The organism is Streptomyces hygroscopicus subsp. hygroscopicus (assembly GCF_030269125.1).
Classification (GTDB): Bacteria; Actinomycetota; Actinomycetes; order Streptomycetales; family Streptomycetaceae; genus Streptomyces; species Streptomyces hygroscopicus_C.
Map to the genome: position 1 here is coordinate 198,859 of NZ_BSSM01000008.1, position 16,047 is coordinate 214,905.

General features: G+C 72.4%; 19 protein-coding genes and 1 pseudogene. 10 read left to right on the forward strand and 10 right to left on the reverse strand.

The features are described 5' to 3' along the window. The first annotated feature begins 71 nt into the window (after positions 1-71). Positions 72-707, forward strand: coding sequence for a methyltransferase family protein (locus QSK45_RS19570; protein ID WP_285558587.1), 636 nt, complete (start codon positions 72-74; stop codon positions 705-707). 127 nt (positions 708-834) lie between these two features. After that, positions 835-1,563, forward strand: a complete 729-nt coding sequence (locus QSK45_RS19575; protein WP_285558588.1) for a lysophospholipid acyltransferase family protein — start codon at positions 835-837, stop codon at positions 1,561-1,563. Positions 1,564-1,589: 26 nt separating this feature from the next. Here the strand turns inward: QSK45_RS19575 and QSK45_RS19580 are convergent, their stop codons facing one another. The 8 genes from QSK45_RS19580 to QSK45_RS19615 all read right to left on the reverse strand — a co-directional run bounded on the left by QSK45_RS19580 (position 1,590) and on the right by QSK45_RS19615 (position 7,715). Then, the gene (locus QSK45_RS19580; protein ID WP_490993591.1) at positions 1,590-2,444 is read right to left on the reverse strand and encodes an urease accessory protein UreD; all 855 of its coding nucleotides are present in this window, start codon (positions 2,442-2,444) and stop codon (positions 1,590-1,592) included. After that, on the reverse strand, positions 2,441-3,118 hold the full coding sequence (gene ureG, locus QSK45_RS19585; protein ID WP_285558592.1) for an urease accessory protein UreG: 678 nt from the start codon (positions 3,116-3,118) through the stop codon (positions 2,441-2,443). Before ureG ends, QSK45_RS19580 begins: the two co-directional genes overlap by 4 nt. Positions 3,119-3,203: 85 nt before the next feature. Beyond that, positions 3,204-3,878, reverse strand: a complete 675-nt coding sequence (locus QSK45_RS19590) for an urease accessory protein UreF (protein ID WP_285558593.1) — start codon at positions 3,876-3,878, stop codon at positions 3,204-3,206. Between the two features lie 11 nt (positions 3,879-3,889). Next, on the reverse strand, positions 3,890-5,611 hold the full coding sequence (locus QSK45_RS19595) for an urease subunit alpha (RefSeq protein WP_285558595.1): 1,722 nt from the start codon (positions 5,609-5,611) through the stop codon (positions 3,890-3,892). After that, positions 5,604-5,915 carry an urease subunit beta gene (locus QSK45_RS19600; protein ID WP_285558597.1) on the reverse strand — a complete coding sequence of 104 codons (312 nt, stop codon included), beginning with the start codon at positions 5,913-5,915 and terminating at the stop codon, positions 5,604-5,606. Before QSK45_RS19600 ends, QSK45_RS19595 begins: the two co-directional genes overlap by 8 nt. An 11-nt stretch (positions 5,916-5,926) precedes the next feature. Beyond that, on the reverse strand, positions 5,927-6,229 hold the full coding sequence (locus QSK45_RS19605; RefSeq protein WP_285558599.1) for an urease subunit gamma: 303 nt from the start codon (positions 6,227-6,229) through the stop codon (positions 5,927-5,929). A 255-nt stretch (positions 6,230-6,484) separates the two neighbouring features. Beyond that, a complete protein-coding gene (locus QSK45_RS19610; protein ID WP_285558601.1) occupies positions 6,485-6,772 on the reverse strand; it encodes a type II toxin-antitoxin system Phd/YefM family antitoxin in 288 nt (95 codons plus the stop codon). Between the two features lie 358 nt (positions 6,773-7,130). Beyond that, positions 7,131-7,715 (reverse strand): CGNR zinc finger domain-containing protein, encoded by a 585-nt coding sequence (locus tag QSK45_RS19615; RefSeq protein ID WP_285558603.1) that lies wholly within the window; start codon positions 7,713-7,715, stop codon positions 7,131-7,133. Positions 7,716-7,766: 51 nt separating this feature from the next. Here QSK45_RS19615 and QSK45_RS19620 point away from each other — a divergent pair, with 51 nt between their 5' ends. From QSK45_RS19620 to QSK45_RS19645, 6 genes and pseudogenes are all read left to right on the forward strand, one after another. Then, positions 7,767-9,212 (forward strand): MFS transporter, encoded by a 1,446-nt coding sequence (locus QSK45_RS19620; RefSeq protein ID WP_285558605.1) that lies wholly within the window; start codon positions 7,767-7,769, stop codon positions 9,210-9,212. Between the two features lie 52 nt (positions 9,213-9,264). Continuing rightward, positions 9,265-10,386: an epoxide hydrolase family protein gene (locus QSK45_RS38555; RefSeq protein WP_490993589.1), complete on the forward strand. Its 1,122-nt coding sequence runs from the start codon at positions 9,265-9,267 to the stop codon at positions 10,384-10,386. A 54-nt stretch (positions 10,387-10,440) separates the two neighbouring features. Then, positions 10,441-10,533 (forward strand): annotated as a pseudogene (locus QSK45_RS38560) (IS5/IS1182 family transposase); the annotation flags it as partial. A gap of 394 nt (positions 10,534-10,927) precedes the next feature. Further along, positions 10,928-11,554, forward strand: a complete 627-nt coding sequence (locus QSK45_RS19635; RefSeq protein WP_285558606.1) for an ATP-dependent Clp protease proteolytic subunit — start codon at positions 10,928-10,930, stop codon at positions 11,552-11,554. Between the two features lie 7 nt (positions 11,555-11,561). Continuing rightward, positions 11,562-11,870, forward strand: coding sequence for a hypothetical protein (locus tag QSK45_RS19640; protein ID WP_285558607.1), 309 nt, complete (start codon positions 11,562-11,564; stop codon positions 11,868-11,870). Positions 11,871-12,444: 574 nt separating this feature from the next. Next, the gene (locus QSK45_RS19645) at positions 12,445-12,918 is read left to right on the forward strand and encodes a C40 family peptidase (RefSeq protein WP_285558608.1); all 474 of its coding nucleotides are present in this window, start codon (positions 12,445-12,447) and stop codon (positions 12,916-12,918) included. A 137-nt stretch (positions 12,919-13,055) separates the two neighbouring features. On the opposite strand, the gene QSK45_RS19650 is transcribed toward QSK45_RS19645, so the two are convergent. Then, entirely contained in the window at positions 13,056-13,514 is a 459-nt protein-coding gene (locus QSK45_RS19650) for an ATP-binding protein (RefSeq protein WP_285558610.1), read from the reverse strand. 212 nt (positions 13,515-13,726) lie between these two features. Between QSK45_RS19650 and QSK45_RS19655 the strand changes: the two genes are divergently transcribed. Together QSK45_RS19655 and QSK45_RS19660 are read left to right on the forward strand one after the other, a co-directional pair. Continuing rightward, entirely contained in the window at positions 13,727-14,590 is an 864-nt protein-coding gene (locus tag QSK45_RS19655; protein ID WP_285558612.1) for a helix-turn-helix domain-containing protein, read from the forward strand. A gap of 10 nt (positions 14,591-14,600) precedes the next feature. Then, positions 14,601-14,825, forward strand: a complete 225-nt coding sequence (locus QSK45_RS19660; RefSeq protein WP_285558614.1) for a DUF397 domain-containing protein — start codon at positions 14,601-14,603, stop codon at positions 14,823-14,825. Between the two features lie 39 nt (positions 14,826-14,864). On the opposite strand, the gene QSK45_RS19665 is transcribed toward QSK45_RS19660, so the two are convergent. Beyond that, positions 14,865-15,992, reverse strand: a complete 1,128-nt coding sequence (locus QSK45_RS19665) for an 8-amino-7-oxononanoate synthase (RefSeq protein ID WP_285558616.1) — start codon at positions 15,990-15,992, stop codon at positions 14,865-14,867. Positions 15,993-16,047 lie beyond the last annotated feature (55 nt).

Sequence of the window (16,047 nt, forward strand, 5' to 3'; positions counted from 1 at the left end):
CCTGGGTGGAGATCCCTCCATCGACCCATGGGTGCTGGTGAACGGTGGGGGGCCGGACGCAGCCTTGAGGCATGAACTCGCTGCGTCCGGCACTCGCCGTCCTCACCAGTGCCTGTTTTCTGGTCGTCGCCGTCGCCTGGTCGCTCGGCGCGGTCCACTTCGGCATCAGGAGCCACGGTGGCGTCCGCGGCCAGCTCCGTGCGTCACGGACCTCCGCGGCCCGCCGGATCGGACTGATCGCGGGCGTGGCCGTGTTCCTCCTGGCGGTGCGGCACACCCGGGGGTTCTGGGAGCATCTGCGGTTCTGGCAGCCCGTACCGGCGCTGCTCGGCGCCCTGCTCGCCGTGGCGTCCACGGCCCTGCTGCTCTGGTCCCGCTGGGTACTGGGCGCGATGTGGGACAGCGTCCCCTCGGTCCAGCAGCACCACGAGCTGCGCACCGGCGGCCCGTACGGGCTGGTCCGCCACCCCATCTGCACCGGCGTCCTCGGCCTGCCCACCGGCGCGACGCCGGCCTGCGGCTTCGGTGTCCTGACCGCCTTCCTGGCCGTCTCGATCCCCTGGCTGCCGCGCCGGGTCCGCATCGAGGACGCTCTCATGGCAGGCGCGTTCGGACCCGCGTACGACGCGTACCGGGACCGCGTCCCGGCCCTCATACCCCGGATGCGCCCCGCGCGTCCGCAGGGCGTCGGCGCCGGGCGGCCGTAGGCGGGGCGGTCGCGCCGGCCGGCCCGAGCCGCTCCCCCGAAGGCGCCTGGCCCGGTTGTCCTCGGGGGCGAGTGGCAGCACGCTGTCCTCGCGGCCGAGCCGCGCCGCCGGAGTGAGGAGCGACCCCTTGTTCTACTACCTGCTCAAGTACGTGCTGCTGGGTCCCCTGCTCAGACTGGCCTTCCGGCCCCGCGTCGAGGGCCTGGAGAACGTGCCGGCGACGGGCCCGGCGATCGTCGCCGGGAACCATCTCTCCTTCTCCGACCACTTCCTGATGCCCGCGATCCTCAGGCGCCGCATCACCTTCCTCGCCAAGGCGGAGTACTTCACCGGGCCCGGCCTCAAGGGCCGGCTCACCGCGTTCTTCTTCCGCAGCGCCGGCCAGATCCCCGTGGACCGCTCGGGTCAGGAGGCCGGCCGGGCCGCGATCCGCGAGGGCCTCGGCGTGCTGCGCCGGGGGGAGCTGCTCGGCATCTACCCGGAGGGGACGCGCTCGCACGACGGCCGGCTGTACAAGGGGAAGGTCGGAGTGGCCGTGATGGCGCTGACGGCGGGCGTCGAGGTGGTTCCCTGCGCCATGATCGGCACCTTCGAGGCCCAACCACCCGGCAAGGTGATCCCGAGGATCCGCCCGGTCACCATCCGCTTCGGCAAGCCCCTCGACTTCTCGCGCCATGCGGGCATGGAGCGGCAGAAGGCGGTCCTGCGGGCCGTCACCGACGAGATCATGTACGCCGTCCTGGCCCTGTCCGAGCAGGAGTACGTCGACCAGTACGCGGCCGTCGCCAAGGCGGAGCAGTCCCCGGCCGCCGCGGGCCGGAAGGAGCGCCGGTTCCCCCGGGCACCCCTTTCCTGACGCCCGCCCCGGTGGGCCGGCCTGCCTCAGCCGAGCAGCTCCCGTGCTTCGTCCAGCACGCGGCGCAGCCGGAGCGCGTCCGGGGCCAGCGCGGTGACCAGCGCGGCCGGGCCGGGCAGCGGCATCAGGGCGGCGCACTCCCCCAGCATGCGCGCCCCCGGCGGCCGCTCGGCGAACTCCGGTCGGACGACCAGCAGTTGGCCCACCGCCCGGTGGCCCGCGAGGGCGGCGGGGCCGTCCCAGCCGCCCGGCGCGCCAGGACCGCAGGACAGTTCCTGGTCCAGGACGGTGCGGCCCGCGACACGCAGGGTGAGGCGGCTGGTGAGCAGGCCGGGTGTCTCCCCCGCGCGGCCGAGCACCTGCTCCTCGCGGAGCACCAGCCGGGCGCCTGCGGCGAGTTCGGCCAGGGTGGTGACCCGCAGGTCGCTGCCGGTGGCGGAGATCAACTGTTCGGGCAGCCAGCGCAGTTCGGCGCCGTCGGCCACGTCGAGCCGGACGTCGTAGCGGGCCTCGCCCGGGGCCTGGCCCGGCAGGGCGAGGGTGGCGGCGGAGGAGCCGAGGTGCAGCCGGGCGTCCTCCTCGACCCGGGCGTGCAGGGTGAATCGGTCACCGCCGAGGGGGCCGCTCATCGCGCCGACGACCATCACCCTGGCCTCCCCGCCGCTCCCCCGTGTGCGGCGCGGCGCCAGCGGCCCCGAGCCGTCCAGCACGGGCAGCGCGGTACCGCCGCGGCCGTCGGCGCGGGCCACGATCCGGGCGTCGGCGCGGACACCGCCCGGCAGATCGGCACGGGCGCCGGTCAGGGCGGTGCCGGGGGCATCCCCACGGACGCCGGCCGTGGCCGGGCCCGGGGCGTCCGCACGGACACCGGCCAGGGTCATGCCGTCCACGCGGCGAGCCGTTCCCGGACCCAGGCGGCGACGTCGGCGACACCGCTGCCGCCGCGCAGGGACTGGAGGACGACGGGGAGCTCGGCCCGCTGGGTCTTGGCGTCGGCGGCCATCCGGGCGAGGTCGGAGCCGACGTAGGGGGCGAGGTCGGTCTTGTTGACGACCAGCAGGTCGGCGGTCGTGACGCCGGGGCCGCCCTTGCGCGGGATGTCGTCGCCGCCGGCCACGTCGATCACGAAGATCTGGGCGTCCACCAGCCCCTTGGAGAAGGTCGCGGTGAGGTTGTCGCCGCCGGACTCCACCAGGATCAGATCCAGCGGGCCGACGGTCTCCTCCAGGTCCTCGACGGCCTCCAGGTTGGCGGAGATGTCGTCCCGGATCGCGGTGTGCGGACAGGCGCCCGTCTCCACGGCGGTGATCCGCTCGGGCGGCAGCACGGCCTCCCGCAGCAGGAACTCGGCGTCCTCACGGGTGTAGATGTCGTTGGTGACGACGGCGAGCGACAGCTCGTCCCGCAGCTCCCGGCAGAGCGCGGCGACCGTGGCGGTCTTCCCGGACCCGACGGGCCCGCCGAGCCCGATGCGCAGGGCACGGCGCGTCCCGTCCGGGCGGTGCGCGTCGGCGCTGACGGCGGCGGGACCGTGGGGGAGGTGGTCGAGGTGCATGTACGGCTCCTGGAGGCCGGGGGCTTGTTCAAAAGGGGTGGTGCGGGACGGGCGCTCGTCGGCCGACGGCTGCGGGGCGGGGAGATCAGGACGCGAACAGCCGGGCCGGCCATGACGCGTGGGCCTCGGCCATGATCTCCAGCAGCGGGCCGGACGCCGCCGGCAGCGCGGCGACCCCCCGCGCGGCCGCTCTCCCCGCCGCTCCCACCGCCGACTCCGCGACCGCGTCCAGCTCCGGCGCCAGCCGCGCCAGCACCCCCGTCGCGTCGAAGGGGTCGAGGCTGAGCAGTCGTACGGTCGCCGTCGCCGGTCCGCTGACGCTCTCGTACAGCGCGCAGTACGCCGCGTCCGAGGGCCCGAGCCCGGCCGCCCGCGCGGCGAGTCCGAGCACCACGGGTTGGTGGGCCCCCTTGGGGAACCACCCCGCGACCCGGTCGAGTTCCGCGCACGGCCAGCTCGCCCGCGCGGCCCGCAGCAGCTGCCGGCCGAGCCTCCGGGCGGCGAGCCGCAGCGCCGGGGACGGCGTCCGGGCGTCCGCCGCCGCGTCCAGCTCCCGGGGGTCCACACCGAGCACGGCCGCCGCCGCGAGCGCCCCCGCGACCAGCCCCGCCGTGTGCAGCCGGCCCCGGCAGAAGTCCTCCAGGTCCCCGGCGCCGGTGATGCGCCCCGCCTTGACCGCGGCCTCCGCCCCGCCGGAGTGGGCGTGCCCTCCGGCGGGGAAGCGGCCGTCGGCCAGGACGAGCAGTGCCGCGCGTGTCATCGCCGGTGCCGTCAGAAGAGGAAGTAGCGCTGGGCCATGGGCAGTTCGGCGGCCGGGGTCGCCTCGACCAGCTCGCCGTCGATGTGCACGGCGAAGCTGTCGGGGTCGATCCGGACGTCGGGCCGGGCGTCGTTCTCGCGCATGTCGGCCTTCGTCACCGAGCGCGTGGAGTCGATCGCCACGAACCGCTTGCCGAGCCCGAGCCGCTCCGGCAGCCCGTCCTCCAGGGCGAGGCCGGAGACGAAGTTGACGGAGTTGGCGGCCGGGGAGCGGCCGATCGCGCCGTACATCGGGCGGGGCAGGATCGGCTGCGGGGTGGGGATGGAGGCGTTGGCGTCGCCCATCTGCGCGTAGGCGATCTGGCCGCCCTTGAGCACGAGGAGCGGCTTCACACCGAAGAACGCGGGTTCCCACAGCACCAGGTCGGCGAGCTTCCCCGGCTCCACGGACCCGGTCTCGGTGGCGAGGCCCTGGGCGAGCGCCGGGTTGATCGTGTACTTGGCGACGTAGCGCCGTACCCGGTGGTTGTCCGCCGGGCCGTCGCCGGGCAGGGCGCCGCGCCGCCGCTTCATGACGTGGGCGGTCTGCCAGGTCCGCAGGACCACCTCGCCGACGCGGCCCATGGCCTGGGAGTCGGAGGAGATGATCGAGATCGCGCCGAGGTCGTGGAGGATGTCCTCCGCGCCGATGGTCGAGGGCCGGATCCGGGACTCGGCGAAGGCCAGGTCCTCGGGGACGGCCGCGTTGAGGTGGTGGCAGACCATCAGCATGTCGAGGTGTTCCTCGGCGGTGTTGACGGTGAACGGCCGGGTCGGGTTGGTGGAGCTGGGCAGCACATGGGGCTGGGAGACCACGGTCATGATGTCGGGCGCGTGCCCGCCGCCCGCGCCCTCGGTGTGGTACGAGTGGATGCCCCGGCCCGCGATCGCGGCGAGGGTGTCGTCGACGAACCCTGCCTCGTTCAACGTGTCGGTGTGGATGGCCACCTGGATGCCGGTGCGGTCGGCGACGGTGAGCGCGGCGTCGATGACTGCGGGGGTGGAGCCCCAGTCCTCGTGCAGCTTCAGGCCGACGGCGCCGCCGCGGATCTGGGAGAGCATCGCCTCGTGGCTGACGGTGTTGCCCTTGCCGAGGAAGCCGATGTTGAGCGGGTACGCCTCCATCGCCTCCAGCATCCGGGCCAGGTGCCAGGGGCCGGGGGTGACGGTGGTCGCCTTGGAACCCTCGGCGGGTCCGGTGCCGCCGCCGACCAGGGTGGTGATGCCGGAGGCCAGGGCCTCGTCGGCGATCCGGGGACAGATGAAGTGGACGTGCGCGTCGATGGCACCGGCCGTGAGGATCCGCCCGTTGCCCGCGATGATCTCGGTCTCGGGGCCGATCACCAGGTCGGGGTGGACGCCGTCCATGGTGTCGGGGTTCCCGGCCTTGCCGAGGGCGGTGATCCGGCCGTCGCGGATGCCGACATCGGCCTTGACGATGCCCCAGTGGTCCACCACGACGGCCCCGGTGATCACGGTGTCGGGCGTGCCGTCGGCCCGGGTGGCCCGGGACTGGCCCATGGACTCGCGGATGACCTTGCCGCCGCCGAAGACCGCCTCGTCCCCGGCGCGGCCGGGCCCGCCGGAGCGGTCCTCCTCGATCTCGATCAGCAGATCGGTGTCGGCGAGCCGGATGCGGTCGCCGGTGGTGGGTCCGAACAGGTCGGCGTAGGCGGCGCGGGAGATCTCAGGCATCGAGGGCACCCCCGGTCCGCCCGCGCAGCCCCGGCACGATCCGGGCGCCGGCGAGGGGCACGAGTTCGACGTCGACGGGGATGCCGGGCTCGAAGCGCACGGCGGTGCCGGCGGCGACGTTCAGGCGCCTGCCGTGCGCGGCGTCGCGGTCGAACTCCAGGCCGGGGTTGGCCTCGGCGAAGTGGTAGTGGGAGCCGACCTGGACGGGCCGGTCGGCGGCGTTGAGGACGGTGAGCCGGATGATGTCGCGTCCTTCGTTGACACGCACCGGGCCGTCCGCGAACAGGATCTCTCCGGGAATCATCGCGGGCCCCCTCAGACGATCGGCTCGTGCACGGTGACGAGCTTGGTGCCGTCCGGGAAGGTCGCCTCGACCTGCACGTCGTGGATCATCTCCGCGACGCCGTCCATGACGTCGTCCCGGGTGAGGATCTCGCGGCCGCTGGACATCAGTTCGGCGACGGTGCGGCCGTCGCGCGCGCCCTCCAGGATGTGCGAGGTGATGAGGGCGACCGCCTCGGGGTGGTTGAGCCGCAGGCCGCGGGCCCTGCGCTTCTCGGCCACGTCGGCCGCCACATGGATCAACAGCCGCTCTTGCTCGTGCGGGGTCAGTTGCACGTCCCACCTCACAGTCCTCGCTCCGGACCGTGCGGGGTCCGGGTGCCGCAGCCACCGCGACGGAAGTCAGGTGTAACACACGGACGAAAGAGGACCGACCGTGCTCAAGGGGGGCACAAAAACCCTCCGGTGGCATGGATCCGCAGGCTAGTTCGCCGGAGTTTCAACGACGTTAACCAGCCTTTGGGCAGCCCATGACCGCCGCACGGAGCCGACGACGACCGCGTGACCCGCCTAGGGGCGGGTCGGGGCGGGTCAGGACACGCCCGGCCCCCGGTACTCCGCCGCGATACCGAAGCGCTGGCGTTCGCGCGGCGCGGAGGGCACCTCGTGGACGTGGGACAGGGAGCTGGCGATCTGTTCCTCACCGGGCTCGTCGGCGGCGTCGAGGGCGTCCAGGCGCGCCAGGTCGGCGGCCGAGACCAGTGCGGCCAGCGGCTTGCCGTGCCGGGTCACGACGACGCGCTCGCCGCCGTACACCACCCGGTTGATCAGGTCGGCGAGCTCAGCCCTGGCTTGCGTCACCGGAATCTCGTAGGCCATACCCCTAGTTTACGGGTCGTCCAGGCGTTCCACGTGAGTCCAGCAGGAACGAAAAAGTCCAGGTCAGAGGCCCCAAATGCACCGTCCCACGCAGTGTCTGCGAGAGATCCGTGAGACGGCGGCGGCGCCCAGCGGCTGTCACCCGCCGAGCGGCGCCTTGGTCCAGAACCCTTCACGATCAAGGGAGCCAGACCCGTGGACGACGCTATCCCCATCCACGCCCCGAGCACTCGCACGAGTTGCGCTCGCTGCTCGCGGCCGTCTTCGAAGCCATCTCGCATCGCGAGGAACGCCCTCGGAGGCCCGGACGAGTTCGCCGAAGGCAGGCTCGGACGAAACCCCGGCGCCGGTCTGGCGCTCAACGCGGGCTGCGACGGCTCCGGTAGGCCGCGACGCTGGCCCGGTGTGAGCAGGTTCGTGTGCAGTACTGCTTCGAGCCGTTGCGCGAGAGGTCCACGAAGGTGGCCCGGCAGGTCGGCCCGGCACATACGCCGAGACGAGCGGGACCGAGCGTGGCGATCACGGCGGCCAGTGCGCTGAGCGTAGTCGCGGCAAGGTACGCCGAGCAGCGGTCGGTGTCGGAAGTCACCTCGGTCCACCAGCGGTCGCCCTCGTGGCGCAGTACCGGGGTGGCGCGGCTGCGACGCAGACCGTCGTTGATCAGAGCCGCAGCTTCGACCGCGTCCGCGTTGGCCCGTTCGAGCACCTCACGCACCGTCTCGCGCAACGCGCGGACTTCCTCCAGGTCGGCGAGGGTGAGATGTCGCGGACCGGTCCCTTGGTTCGCGGCCGAACCCGGAGGCGCGGCCGCGGGATGGTCGTCGAGGAAGTCCCGGAGCTGCTCCACGGTCTCGAGAGCGTCCTCTCCCTTGACCGGCCTCAAGGTGTTGGCCAGGTCGACGGCCGTCTGGACCACCAAGGGGCTGTAATACGCATCCCGCATTTGACGTGTCTCCTCACCGCTCCGTAACGTTACACGCAAAGGAGCTTTCGCATGTCACAACATACTCGGCGGGGGACGACGCCGCAGACGACCCCGTCCGGAGGGGCCCCGGCACCGGAGCGAGCCGACGCCCCGGACGGGCGTCGGCTGGGCCTGGCTTTGGGGATGCTGGTGCTGCCGATGTACGTGGCACTGGGAGCGCCGTCGGTGGCCCTGCCGGCCATCGGCCGCGCACTCGCGGTGCCGTTCGGGGCCACCGCGTGGATTCTCGCCGCGTGGTCGCTGACCTCCGCGCTCGCGATGCCGGTCGCGGGGCGGCTGCTGGTCCGCTGGGGCCCCTTCCAGGTCCTCGTCGCCGGGGTCGTGGCGCTCGCCGCGGGCTCCGTGCTCGCCGGAGCCGGGCCGACACTGTTCGTCGTGATCGTCGGCCGACTGATCGGCGGCGCCGGGGCGGGCGCGACCGTGATCGCCGTCTTTGCCGCGGCCACCGCCCTTCCCGGGCGGCAACGGATCCGCGCCCTGGGAATCATCGCGGCCGCCAGCGCGACGGCGTCGGGGTGCGGGACACTGTTGGGCGGGGCGGTGACCGCATGGCTCGGGTGGCGTGCCGTGCTCGCGATCCCGGCCCTCGCGCTGCCCCTCCTGCCGGCCTCATTGCCGAGTAGGCGCGCGCTGACGCGGAGCGGTAGCGGCGAGCGAAACGGCTCGACCGGGCGACTCGATATCGTCGGCGCGGCCGTGCTGTCGGTACTCGCCGGCTCCTTGATCACGTTGCTGCAGGCACACTCGGTCGGCCTGCCCGCTCCGGTCACGCTCGTCGTGGCTGTCGCCGGGGCGCTCGCCGCCGTGGGGCTGTGGTGGCGCGTGCGAAGCACGCCCGACGGGTTCGTGCCTCGGCGGGTGATCGCCTCCCGCGGCTTCCTGGCGGCCGGGCTGATCGGCGGGACCGTCTTCGCCGGCTATTACGGGGTGCTGTTCCGCGCCCCGTCCCTGATCGAGCAGGCCACGGGCGGTGGCCCCCTGGAAGCCGGCGTGCTCCTGGTCCCGGCCGCCGCCTGCTCGGTGCCGGCCGGGCGGCTGGTCGGCACCTTGACCGACCGGTTCACCGGCTGGCAGATGTCGGCCGGGCTTGCGGCACTCACCGTCGTCGGCGTGCTCGTGGACGCGATCTTCACCGGGCCGGTCCCGATTGTCGTCGGCACGGCGTTGACCGTGTGCGGGTTCGCCGGCGCCCAAGCCGTACTGGTGAGCCTCGCGCCGGACCTGGTCGCCGTGGACGACCGCCATACCGCACAGGGCCTGCTCAACTTCATGAACGCCTTGGGTGGCGGGATCGGTCCGGCCGCTGTCGCGGGTCTGTCCGGCATCGTGCCGGGGCCGGTGGCCCTCGCCGTGCTCGCGGCACTCCCCCTGGCCGGACTCGTCCTCGGCCTGACCCGGCGCCCTACCTCCGACCGCCGCCCCGAACCCGACGCCACGCGGGGGAGCCCGCGATGACGGTCCACCTGCATCTGATCCGATAACGCCGTGACCAGTGAGGAGCCCTGCCATGCCCGCCGAGCCATTCGAGGTCAGCATCACCGAAGCCGAGATCGCGGACCTGCGTGAACGATTGCGACGGACACGGTGGCCCGAGCGCGAGCCGGTGGACGACTGGTCACAGGGTTTGCCACTGGCGTATGCGCAGGAGCTTTGTCGCAGCTGGGCCGAGGACTACGACTTCGGGTTCGCCGAGCGGCTGAACGTGTTCCCGCAGTACCGCGACACGATCGACGGGCTGGGCATCCACTTCCTGCACGTCCGCTCGCCGGAGCCGGACGCGTTCCCGCTCGTGCTCACGCACGGGTGGCCGGGTTCGGTGCTCGAGTTCCTGGAGGTCCTCGGCCCGCTGACCGACCCGCGCGCGCACGGCGGTGACCCGGCGGACGCGTTCCACGTGGTCGCGCCGTCGTTGCCCGGGTACGGCTGGAGTGACAAGCCGTCGACGACCGGGTGGGACGTCACTCGCACCGCGCGCGCCTGGGACACGTTGATGGTCTCGCTGGGTTATGAACGGTACGGCGCGCAGGGCGGTGACTGGGGCTCGGCGGTGTCCGCGGTGCTGGGCGGGGTGGCGCCCGAGCGGGTCGCCGGCGTGCACCTGAACCTGGGATCCGTGGCGGCGGGCACGTTCGACGACCCGACGCCCGCGGAGCTGGCGAATCTCGAGGCCGAGAAGGAGATGCAGCGCACCGGCCGGGGGTACTCGGCGATCCAGGCGACCCGGCCGCAGACGCTCGGCTACGGCCTCACCGACTCCCCGGCGGGGCAGGCCGCCTGGATCGCCGAGAAGTTCTGGGCGTGGACGGACAACGACGGCCATCCCGAGGACGCGTTGTCGCGGCAGACGATCCTCGACGAGATCTCGGTCTATTGGTTCACCGCGTCGGCCACGTCGTCGGCGCGCCTGTACTGGGAGAGCTTCGCCGACTTCCGCGACAAGGTGACCGCGCCATCCGGGCTGTCGGTCTACCCACGCGACATAACCCGCCCGTCGAGACGGGAGGCCGAGCTGCGGTTCACCGACCTGCGCTGGTTCGAGGAGCTGCCGCACGGTGGCCACTTCGCCGCGCTGGAGCAGCCGGAGTCGCTGGTCGAGCAGGTGCGCGGGTTCTTCCGCCTGTTCCGCTGACTGTCCGTGCCACAGCCTCCAGGACCTTATCCACATGATCGCCGAACTGCGTGAACCAGCTCCGAGGCGGTGATCCACATCGCCTCGATCGACAACCTCTCCGAGCGCATAACGGACGAGACCACACCAACCTGGCGAGGAAACTACCAGGGTGTACAGGGCGATACGCCTAGATCAAATGCCCTCTCAGCGCAAGTGGAACCAGGAGAGCGCGAGTTCGACTCTCGTCACCCCCTCCACGCGGAACCCCAGGCCGGCGGGATCCGCAGGGCGGCGTCCTTGGATCCCCGCGGCCGGTTCATCTCGTCGATCAGGCACTCGACGACCCGCCCGGTCATCCGATGGATCTCGGCCTTTGTTGCCGCAGTTCCAGGAACAGTTGTGAGACATCTGCGACCAGCGAGGCGCAAAAAGGCCATCTGACCTGAGCTTTTGACGTGATCACCAGAATCCGGTCCCACCATAACGGCAAGTACGTCCTGTACATTCTGTACAGAAGTCGGAGATCACCGGTCTCCGCCGTGAGGAGGGGTGTGCCCAGATGTCCCGACCGTCCGCCCGTTACGTCCTGCCCGAGTTCACCGAGCGCACGACCTTCGGGGAGCAGCGGCTCGATCCGTACTCGAAGCTGTTCGAGAACCGGGTCGTCTTCCTCGGCACACCCCTGGACCAGGCGGCGGCCGGCGATGTGATCACCCAGTTCATGCACCTCGAACACCTGGCCCCGGACCGGGACATCACGCTGTATCTGAACTGTCCGGGCGGCTCGTTCCACGCCATGACGGCGGTCTACGACACGATGCGGTACGTCACCTGCGACGTGCAGACGTACTGCCTGGGCCAGGCCGCCTCGGTCGCTGCCCTGCTGCTGGCCGCCGGCACCCCCGGCAAGCGGTTCACCCTGCCCGGCGCCCGGGTGGTGCTCTCCCAGCCCGCGCTGCCCGAGCCGGCCCAGGGCCAGCCGAGCGACCTGCTGATCCAGGCGGAGGAGCTGGTCAGGCTGCGCACCCTGATGGAGGAGATGCTGGTCCGGCACACCGGGCGCACCGGGGAGCAGGTCCACCAGGACCTGGAGCGGGACCTGATGCTGGACGCGCCGGGCGCGCTGTCGTACGGCCTGGTGGACGGCGTGGTGCCCAGCCGCCGCGACCTGCCCGGCGAGCGGTGAGCCGGTCGTGCTGCCCGAGGAACTGCCGCCGCTGCCCGCGCTGACGCAGGCGGAGGGCGAGCTGGTCGACCACTATCTGGCCGTGGTCGACCTGCTGGGCAGGATCAACCCGGCGCGCGACGGGGACACCTATCGCGGGCTGCGCGCCGCGCAGGCGCTGGTACGCAAGGCCGAAGAACTGCGCGCCGCGCTGGAGCTGATGCACGAACGGGGCGAACGGGAGCTGCACGGGGGCACGCTGGCACGGGCCCTTCGGGTGCTGGACGGCGAGCGCCGGGCCGCTCGCGTCGCGCTCCCGCCGGACGCCGTGGGCTGATCCGGACGGTCGCCGGGTCCGGCGGGTGCGGGGCGTCCGCGCGCCCGCCGGGTCCCGACGCGACACGGTCCGAACGACGTACCGCCGACCGGTGTATATCCGGACCGGTTTCCCGCTCTCCCGAGTTGCGCGCGCGCCGTGCCCATGCTCCGCAGACGGCCGCCTTTTCCCAGGTCCGGGGCTACGCACGGGAACTGACGGTGCGTCGCACACCTCGCCGTCCACCCGAGTGGGCGAGTGGTGAGTAACGCCACAAATCCCCGGTTCCATTGGGATTTTCGGACAGCTGTGGGTGAAGATCCCTGTCTGACGACAAGACCCCGCCGCCGCGGCGGGGCGATCCGGGCGGACGCCGAATCCTGCCGCCGCCCGGATGACCGGTCGACAGGAGTGGATCGGCAGGAGTGGAGGACCCAGGCAAGGCGGGTCGCCGAAGCGGAGGACCGTCCGTGGACACGGACGGGCGGACGCTCCGGGCGGCCCTTGGGGTGAAGCCGTGGCAACGCGGCCGGGCTACTTCGCCAGCCCGAATCCGACAGGTCATCCTTCACAGGCGGCTGACGAAGGGTTGCGCATGACTGCGCTCAATCGTGTCCCGTCGCTGATGGCCCGTGCCGGTACGGCCTCGGCCCTCACCCTCGCCGCCGTGGGCGGCTCGATCGCGGTCCCGGGCCTCGCCACCGACGCCTCGGCCGCGACACTGGCGACGAAGGCCCTGAACATCGCGGCGTCCAAGAAGGGCGCCCCGTACCAGTGGGGGGCCACCGGACCGCGCCGCTTCGACTGCTCGGGGCTGACGCTCTACTCGTTCAAGAAGGCCGGCAAGACGCTGCCGCGGACCGCCGCCCAGCAGTACAACAAGACCCACCACATCTCCGCCGGCAGCCGCAGAGCCGGTGACCTTGTGTTCTTCCACTCCGGCTCGTACGTCTACCACGTCGGCATCTACGCCGGTCACGGCAAGATCTGGCACGCGCCGAAGAGCGGCGCCGTGGTCAGGCTGGAGAAGATCTGGTCCAAGAGCGTCTGGTACGGCCGGGTCAGCTGACCCGCCTTCACGCGGGGAGCGACTCCAGCCACCGGGCCGCTCCTTGTGCCTTCCCCCGTCTCCGGTACCGCCTCAAGCCCACGGGCGGCCGGGACGGGTCACGCTCGCCCGCCGGGTGAACGTTTCACGGCTCCGTGCTACGGCTCCTGCCGGCCCGCCGCCGCCACCGGCTCCGCCGGGACGGTCCAGGGCAGTTCGATGGAGACCGTCTTGCCGCCCTCGCGGGTGGGGCGGACACGGAGCCTGCCACCGCACTCGGCGGTGAGCCAGCGGATGATGACCATGCCGCGGCCGTTGTCCTGCTGCACGGCCGCGGGCAGTCTCTTCGGGAAGCGCGGATGACTGTCCGTGACGCCGATGCGCAGCCGTTCGTCGCGGTCCAGCGCGATGTCGACCGTGAAGGTCGGGGACTGCCCGAAGGTGTGCTGGACGGCGTTCGTGGCCAGTTCGGAGACGATGAGCCGCACGGTGTCCGCCGCCTCGGTGTCCGCCGGCAGGCCCCACTCCGCCAGGGTGCCCAGCACGTACGACCGCGCGGCGGCGACCGAGGCGGGATCGCTGGGCAGGGTGACGGATGCTTCCAGGTGGTCTGCCATGGCGACGTCGTCCCTTTCCCACGGGACCGAAGTCCGACATGGAGCGGATGGTTCGAGTACGGTCCCGGACTGGTGCTTCCTCGCCAGACTGCCATCAGCGGACCGTCACGGGGAGCGATCCACCAAGATATGCATATATCTGTCGCTCGATGCGGTGAACTCTGCGACGGGAGACCGTATGGGGGCGGCCCGTAAGGAGTAAGGAGGAGCCCATGCAGAACGGGCCGGCAGTGCGCCGCCGCAAATTGGGTGCCGAACTGCGCACGCTGCGCACCGGCGCGGGGCTCACCAGTGGGGAGGCGGCCCGCCTGGTCGGCTGGCACCAGTCGAAGGTGAGCCGCATCGAGACGGGCGCCAGTGGTGTGAAACCGGCCGATCTGCGCTTACTTCTGGACGCCTACGCCGTGCGGGACGCCCAGCTGTGCGAGCTGCTGCTGATGCTGGCCGGCTCCGGGGACGGCGACGGCGATCGCAACCGCTGGTGGCACGCCTACCGCGGGGTGCTCCCGCCCACCTACCGGGACTTCATCAGCCTGGAGTCGCAGGCCAGCGCGATGCGCACCCTGGAGACCACCGTCGTGCCCGGTCTGCTCCAGACGGCCGAGTACGCGCGCGCGGTGACCCGGGCGGCCGTCAATGACGTGACCGAGGAGCGCTTGGACGCGCTGGTGGAGGTGCGCCTGGCCCGGCAGGACGTGCTGCGCTCGAACCCGCCGCTGGAGCTGTGCGCGGTCCTGGACGAGGCGGTGCTGCGCCGCGAGGTCGGAGGCCCCGAGGTGATGGCGCGCCAGCTGGAGCGGCTGATGGACGCCGCCCGGCTGCCCCAAGTGCGGCTCCAGGTGCTGCCGTTCGGGGCGGGAGCGCACGTGGGCCTTACCGGCCCTTTCGTTATCTTCTCATTTCCGAGCACTTCTGATCTCGATGTGGTTGTTCTAGACCAGTTGACGAGTAGCCTCTATCTGGAACGGAAAGAAGACCTCCGGGCGTACTCGGAGGCCTTCCGCACCCTTCAGAGCCACGCTCTCTCCCCCCACGATTCGCTCGACTACATCGCCGGGATAGGTGACGGCGCGTAAGGAGGCACCATTGTCCGCCCTGCCTCGGAACGTCCCTGCCAGTACCGACCTGTACGACGCGCGCTGGTCGCGCAGCAGTTACAGCACGGGAGCCAACAACTGCGTGGAGACGGCACGGCCGCGCTCCGGACCCTGGTCCGGACTGCTCGCCGTGCGCGACTCGAAGGACCCCGCCGGCCCCGCGCTGCTCTTCTCCGCCGCCAGCTGGGCCGGCTTCGTGGCCGCGCTCCGCTGAGACCCGCTCACCCGCGAAGCACGGCCGTGTTCCGCCGACTCATGGTCGCGTCTCGCCGATCACCCGCACCGCCTGCGCGATCTCGGCCCCGGAGAGGTCCGCGCGGGCGGTCAGCCGCAGCCGTGAGATGCCGTCGGGCACGGAGGGAGGACGGAAACAGCCCACGGCCAGGCCCGCGGTACGGCAGTCGGCCGCCCAGCGCACCGCCTGCTCCGGGGACGGGGCCCGTACGGAGACCACCGCGGCGTCCGGACGCACCGACTCCAGACCCGCGGCGGTCAGCCGTTCGTGCAGCTCCCCCGCCACCGCCCGGGACCGTGCCGCACGCTCGGGCTCCCGGACGAGCAGCCGCAGGGCCGCGAGGGCCGCACCGGCCGCCGCCGGCGCGAGGCCGGTGTCGAAGATGAAGGTCCGGGCCGCGTTGACCAGGTGGTCGATCACCCGCGCGGTACCCAGTACCACCCCGCCCTGGCTGCCGAGCGACTTGGACAGGGTCGCCGTGACCACCACGTCCGGTGCGCCCGCGAGCCCGGTCGCGTGCGGCGCCCCGCGGCCGCCGTCGCCCAGCACGCCGAGGCCGTGGGCGTCGTCCACCACGAGTCCCGCGCCGCGCTCCCGGCACGCCTCGGCCAGCGCGGCCAGCGGCGCCCGGTCCCCGTCGACCGAGAACACGGTGTCCGAGACCACGATGGCCGGTCCGGCGTGCGTGGCGAGGGCCTTGCGCACCGCCTGCGGGTCGGCGTGCCCGACGACCTGGGTCTCGCCCCGGGCGAGCCGGCAGCCGTCGATGAGCGAGGCGTGGTTGCCCGCGTCGGAGACGACGAGCGAGCCGTGCGGGCCGAGCGCGGTGACCGCGGCCAGGTTGGCGGCGTAGCCGGAGGAGAAGACCAGGGCCGCCTCGAAGCCGCAGAACGCGGCCAGCTCGCGCTCGAGTTCGGCGTGCAGCGCGGTGGTGCCGGTGACCAGCCGGGAGCCGGTGGCGCCGCCGCCCCAGGTGCGGGCCGCCCGCGCCGCGCCCTCGGTCACCTCGGGGTGCCGGGCGAGGCCCAGGTAGTCGTTGCTCGCCAGGTCCAGCAGCGGGGAGTCGGCGGGGCGCGGGCTGAGGCGCCGTACGAGCCCGGCCCGGCGGCGCGCCCCGGCCTGCTCCTCGATCCAGCCGAACGCCATGAGTCCTCCGGAGGTTTTGTAGGTAGCGCACAGACCCTAGCGGGCCGACCGCGCG

Bases quoted from the DNA above. Each gene is read 5' to 3' on its own strand.
- QSK45_RS19590 (WP_285558593.1), bottom strand. From the start codon at position 3,878: ATGACACGCGCGGCACTGCTCGTCCTGGCCGACGGCCGCTTCCCCGCC.
- QSK45_RS19595 (WP_285558595.1), bottom strand. From the start codon at position 5,611: ATGCCTGAGATCTCCCGCGCCGCCTACGCCGACCTGTTCGGACCCACC.
- QSK45_RS19620 (WP_285558605.1), top strand. From the start codon at position 7,767: ATGTCACAACATACTCGGCGGGGGACGACGCCGCAGACGACCCCGTCC.
- QSK45_RS19615 (WP_285558603.1), bottom strand. From the start codon at position 7,715: ATGCGGGATGCGTATTACAGCCCCTTGGTGGTCCAGACGGCCGTCGAC.
- ureG (WP_285558592.1), bottom strand. From the start codon at position 3,118: ATGCACCTCGACCACCTCCCCCACGGTCCCGCCGCCGTCAGCGCCGAC.
- QSK45_RS19610 (WP_285558601.1), bottom strand. From the start codon at position 6,772: ATGGCCTACGAGATTCCGGTGACGCAAGCCAGGGCTGAGCTCGCCGAC.
- QSK45_RS19655 (WP_285558612.1), top strand. From the start codon at position 13,727: ATGCAGAACGGGCCGGCAGTGCGCCGCCGCAAATTGGGTGCCGAACTG.
- QSK45_RS19650 (WP_285558610.1), bottom strand. From the start codon at position 13,514: ATGGCAGACCACCTGGAAGCATCCGTCACCCTGCCCAGCGATCCCGCC.
- QSK45_RS19635 (WP_285558606.1), top strand. From the start codon at position 10,928: ATGTCCCGACCGTCCGCCCGTTACGTCCTGCCCGAGTTCACCGAGCGC.
- QSK45_RS19645 (WP_285558608.1), top strand. From the start codon at position 12,445: ATGACTGCGCTCAATCGTGTCCCGTCGCTGATGGCCCGTGCCGGTACG.
- QSK45_RS19600 (WP_285558597.1), bottom strand. From the start codon at position 5,915: ATGATTCCCGGAGAGATCCTGTTCGCGGACGGCCCGGTGCGTGTCAAC.
- QSK45_RS19580 (WP_490993591.1), bottom strand. From the start codon at position 2,444: ATGACCCTGGCCGGTGTCCGTGCGGACGCCCCGGGCCCGGCCACGGCC.
- QSK45_RS38555 (WP_490993589.1), top strand. From the start codon at position 9,265: ATGCCCGCCGAGCCATTCGAGGTCAGCATCACCGAAGCCGAGATCGCG.
- QSK45_RS19570 (WP_285558587.1), top strand. From the start codon at position 72: ATGAACTCGCTGCGTCCGGCACTCGCCGTCCTCACCAGTGCCTGTTTT.
- QSK45_RS19665 (WP_285558616.1), bottom strand. From the start codon at position 15,992: ATGGCGTTCGGCTGGATCGAGGAGCAGGCCGGGGCGCGCCGCCGGGCC.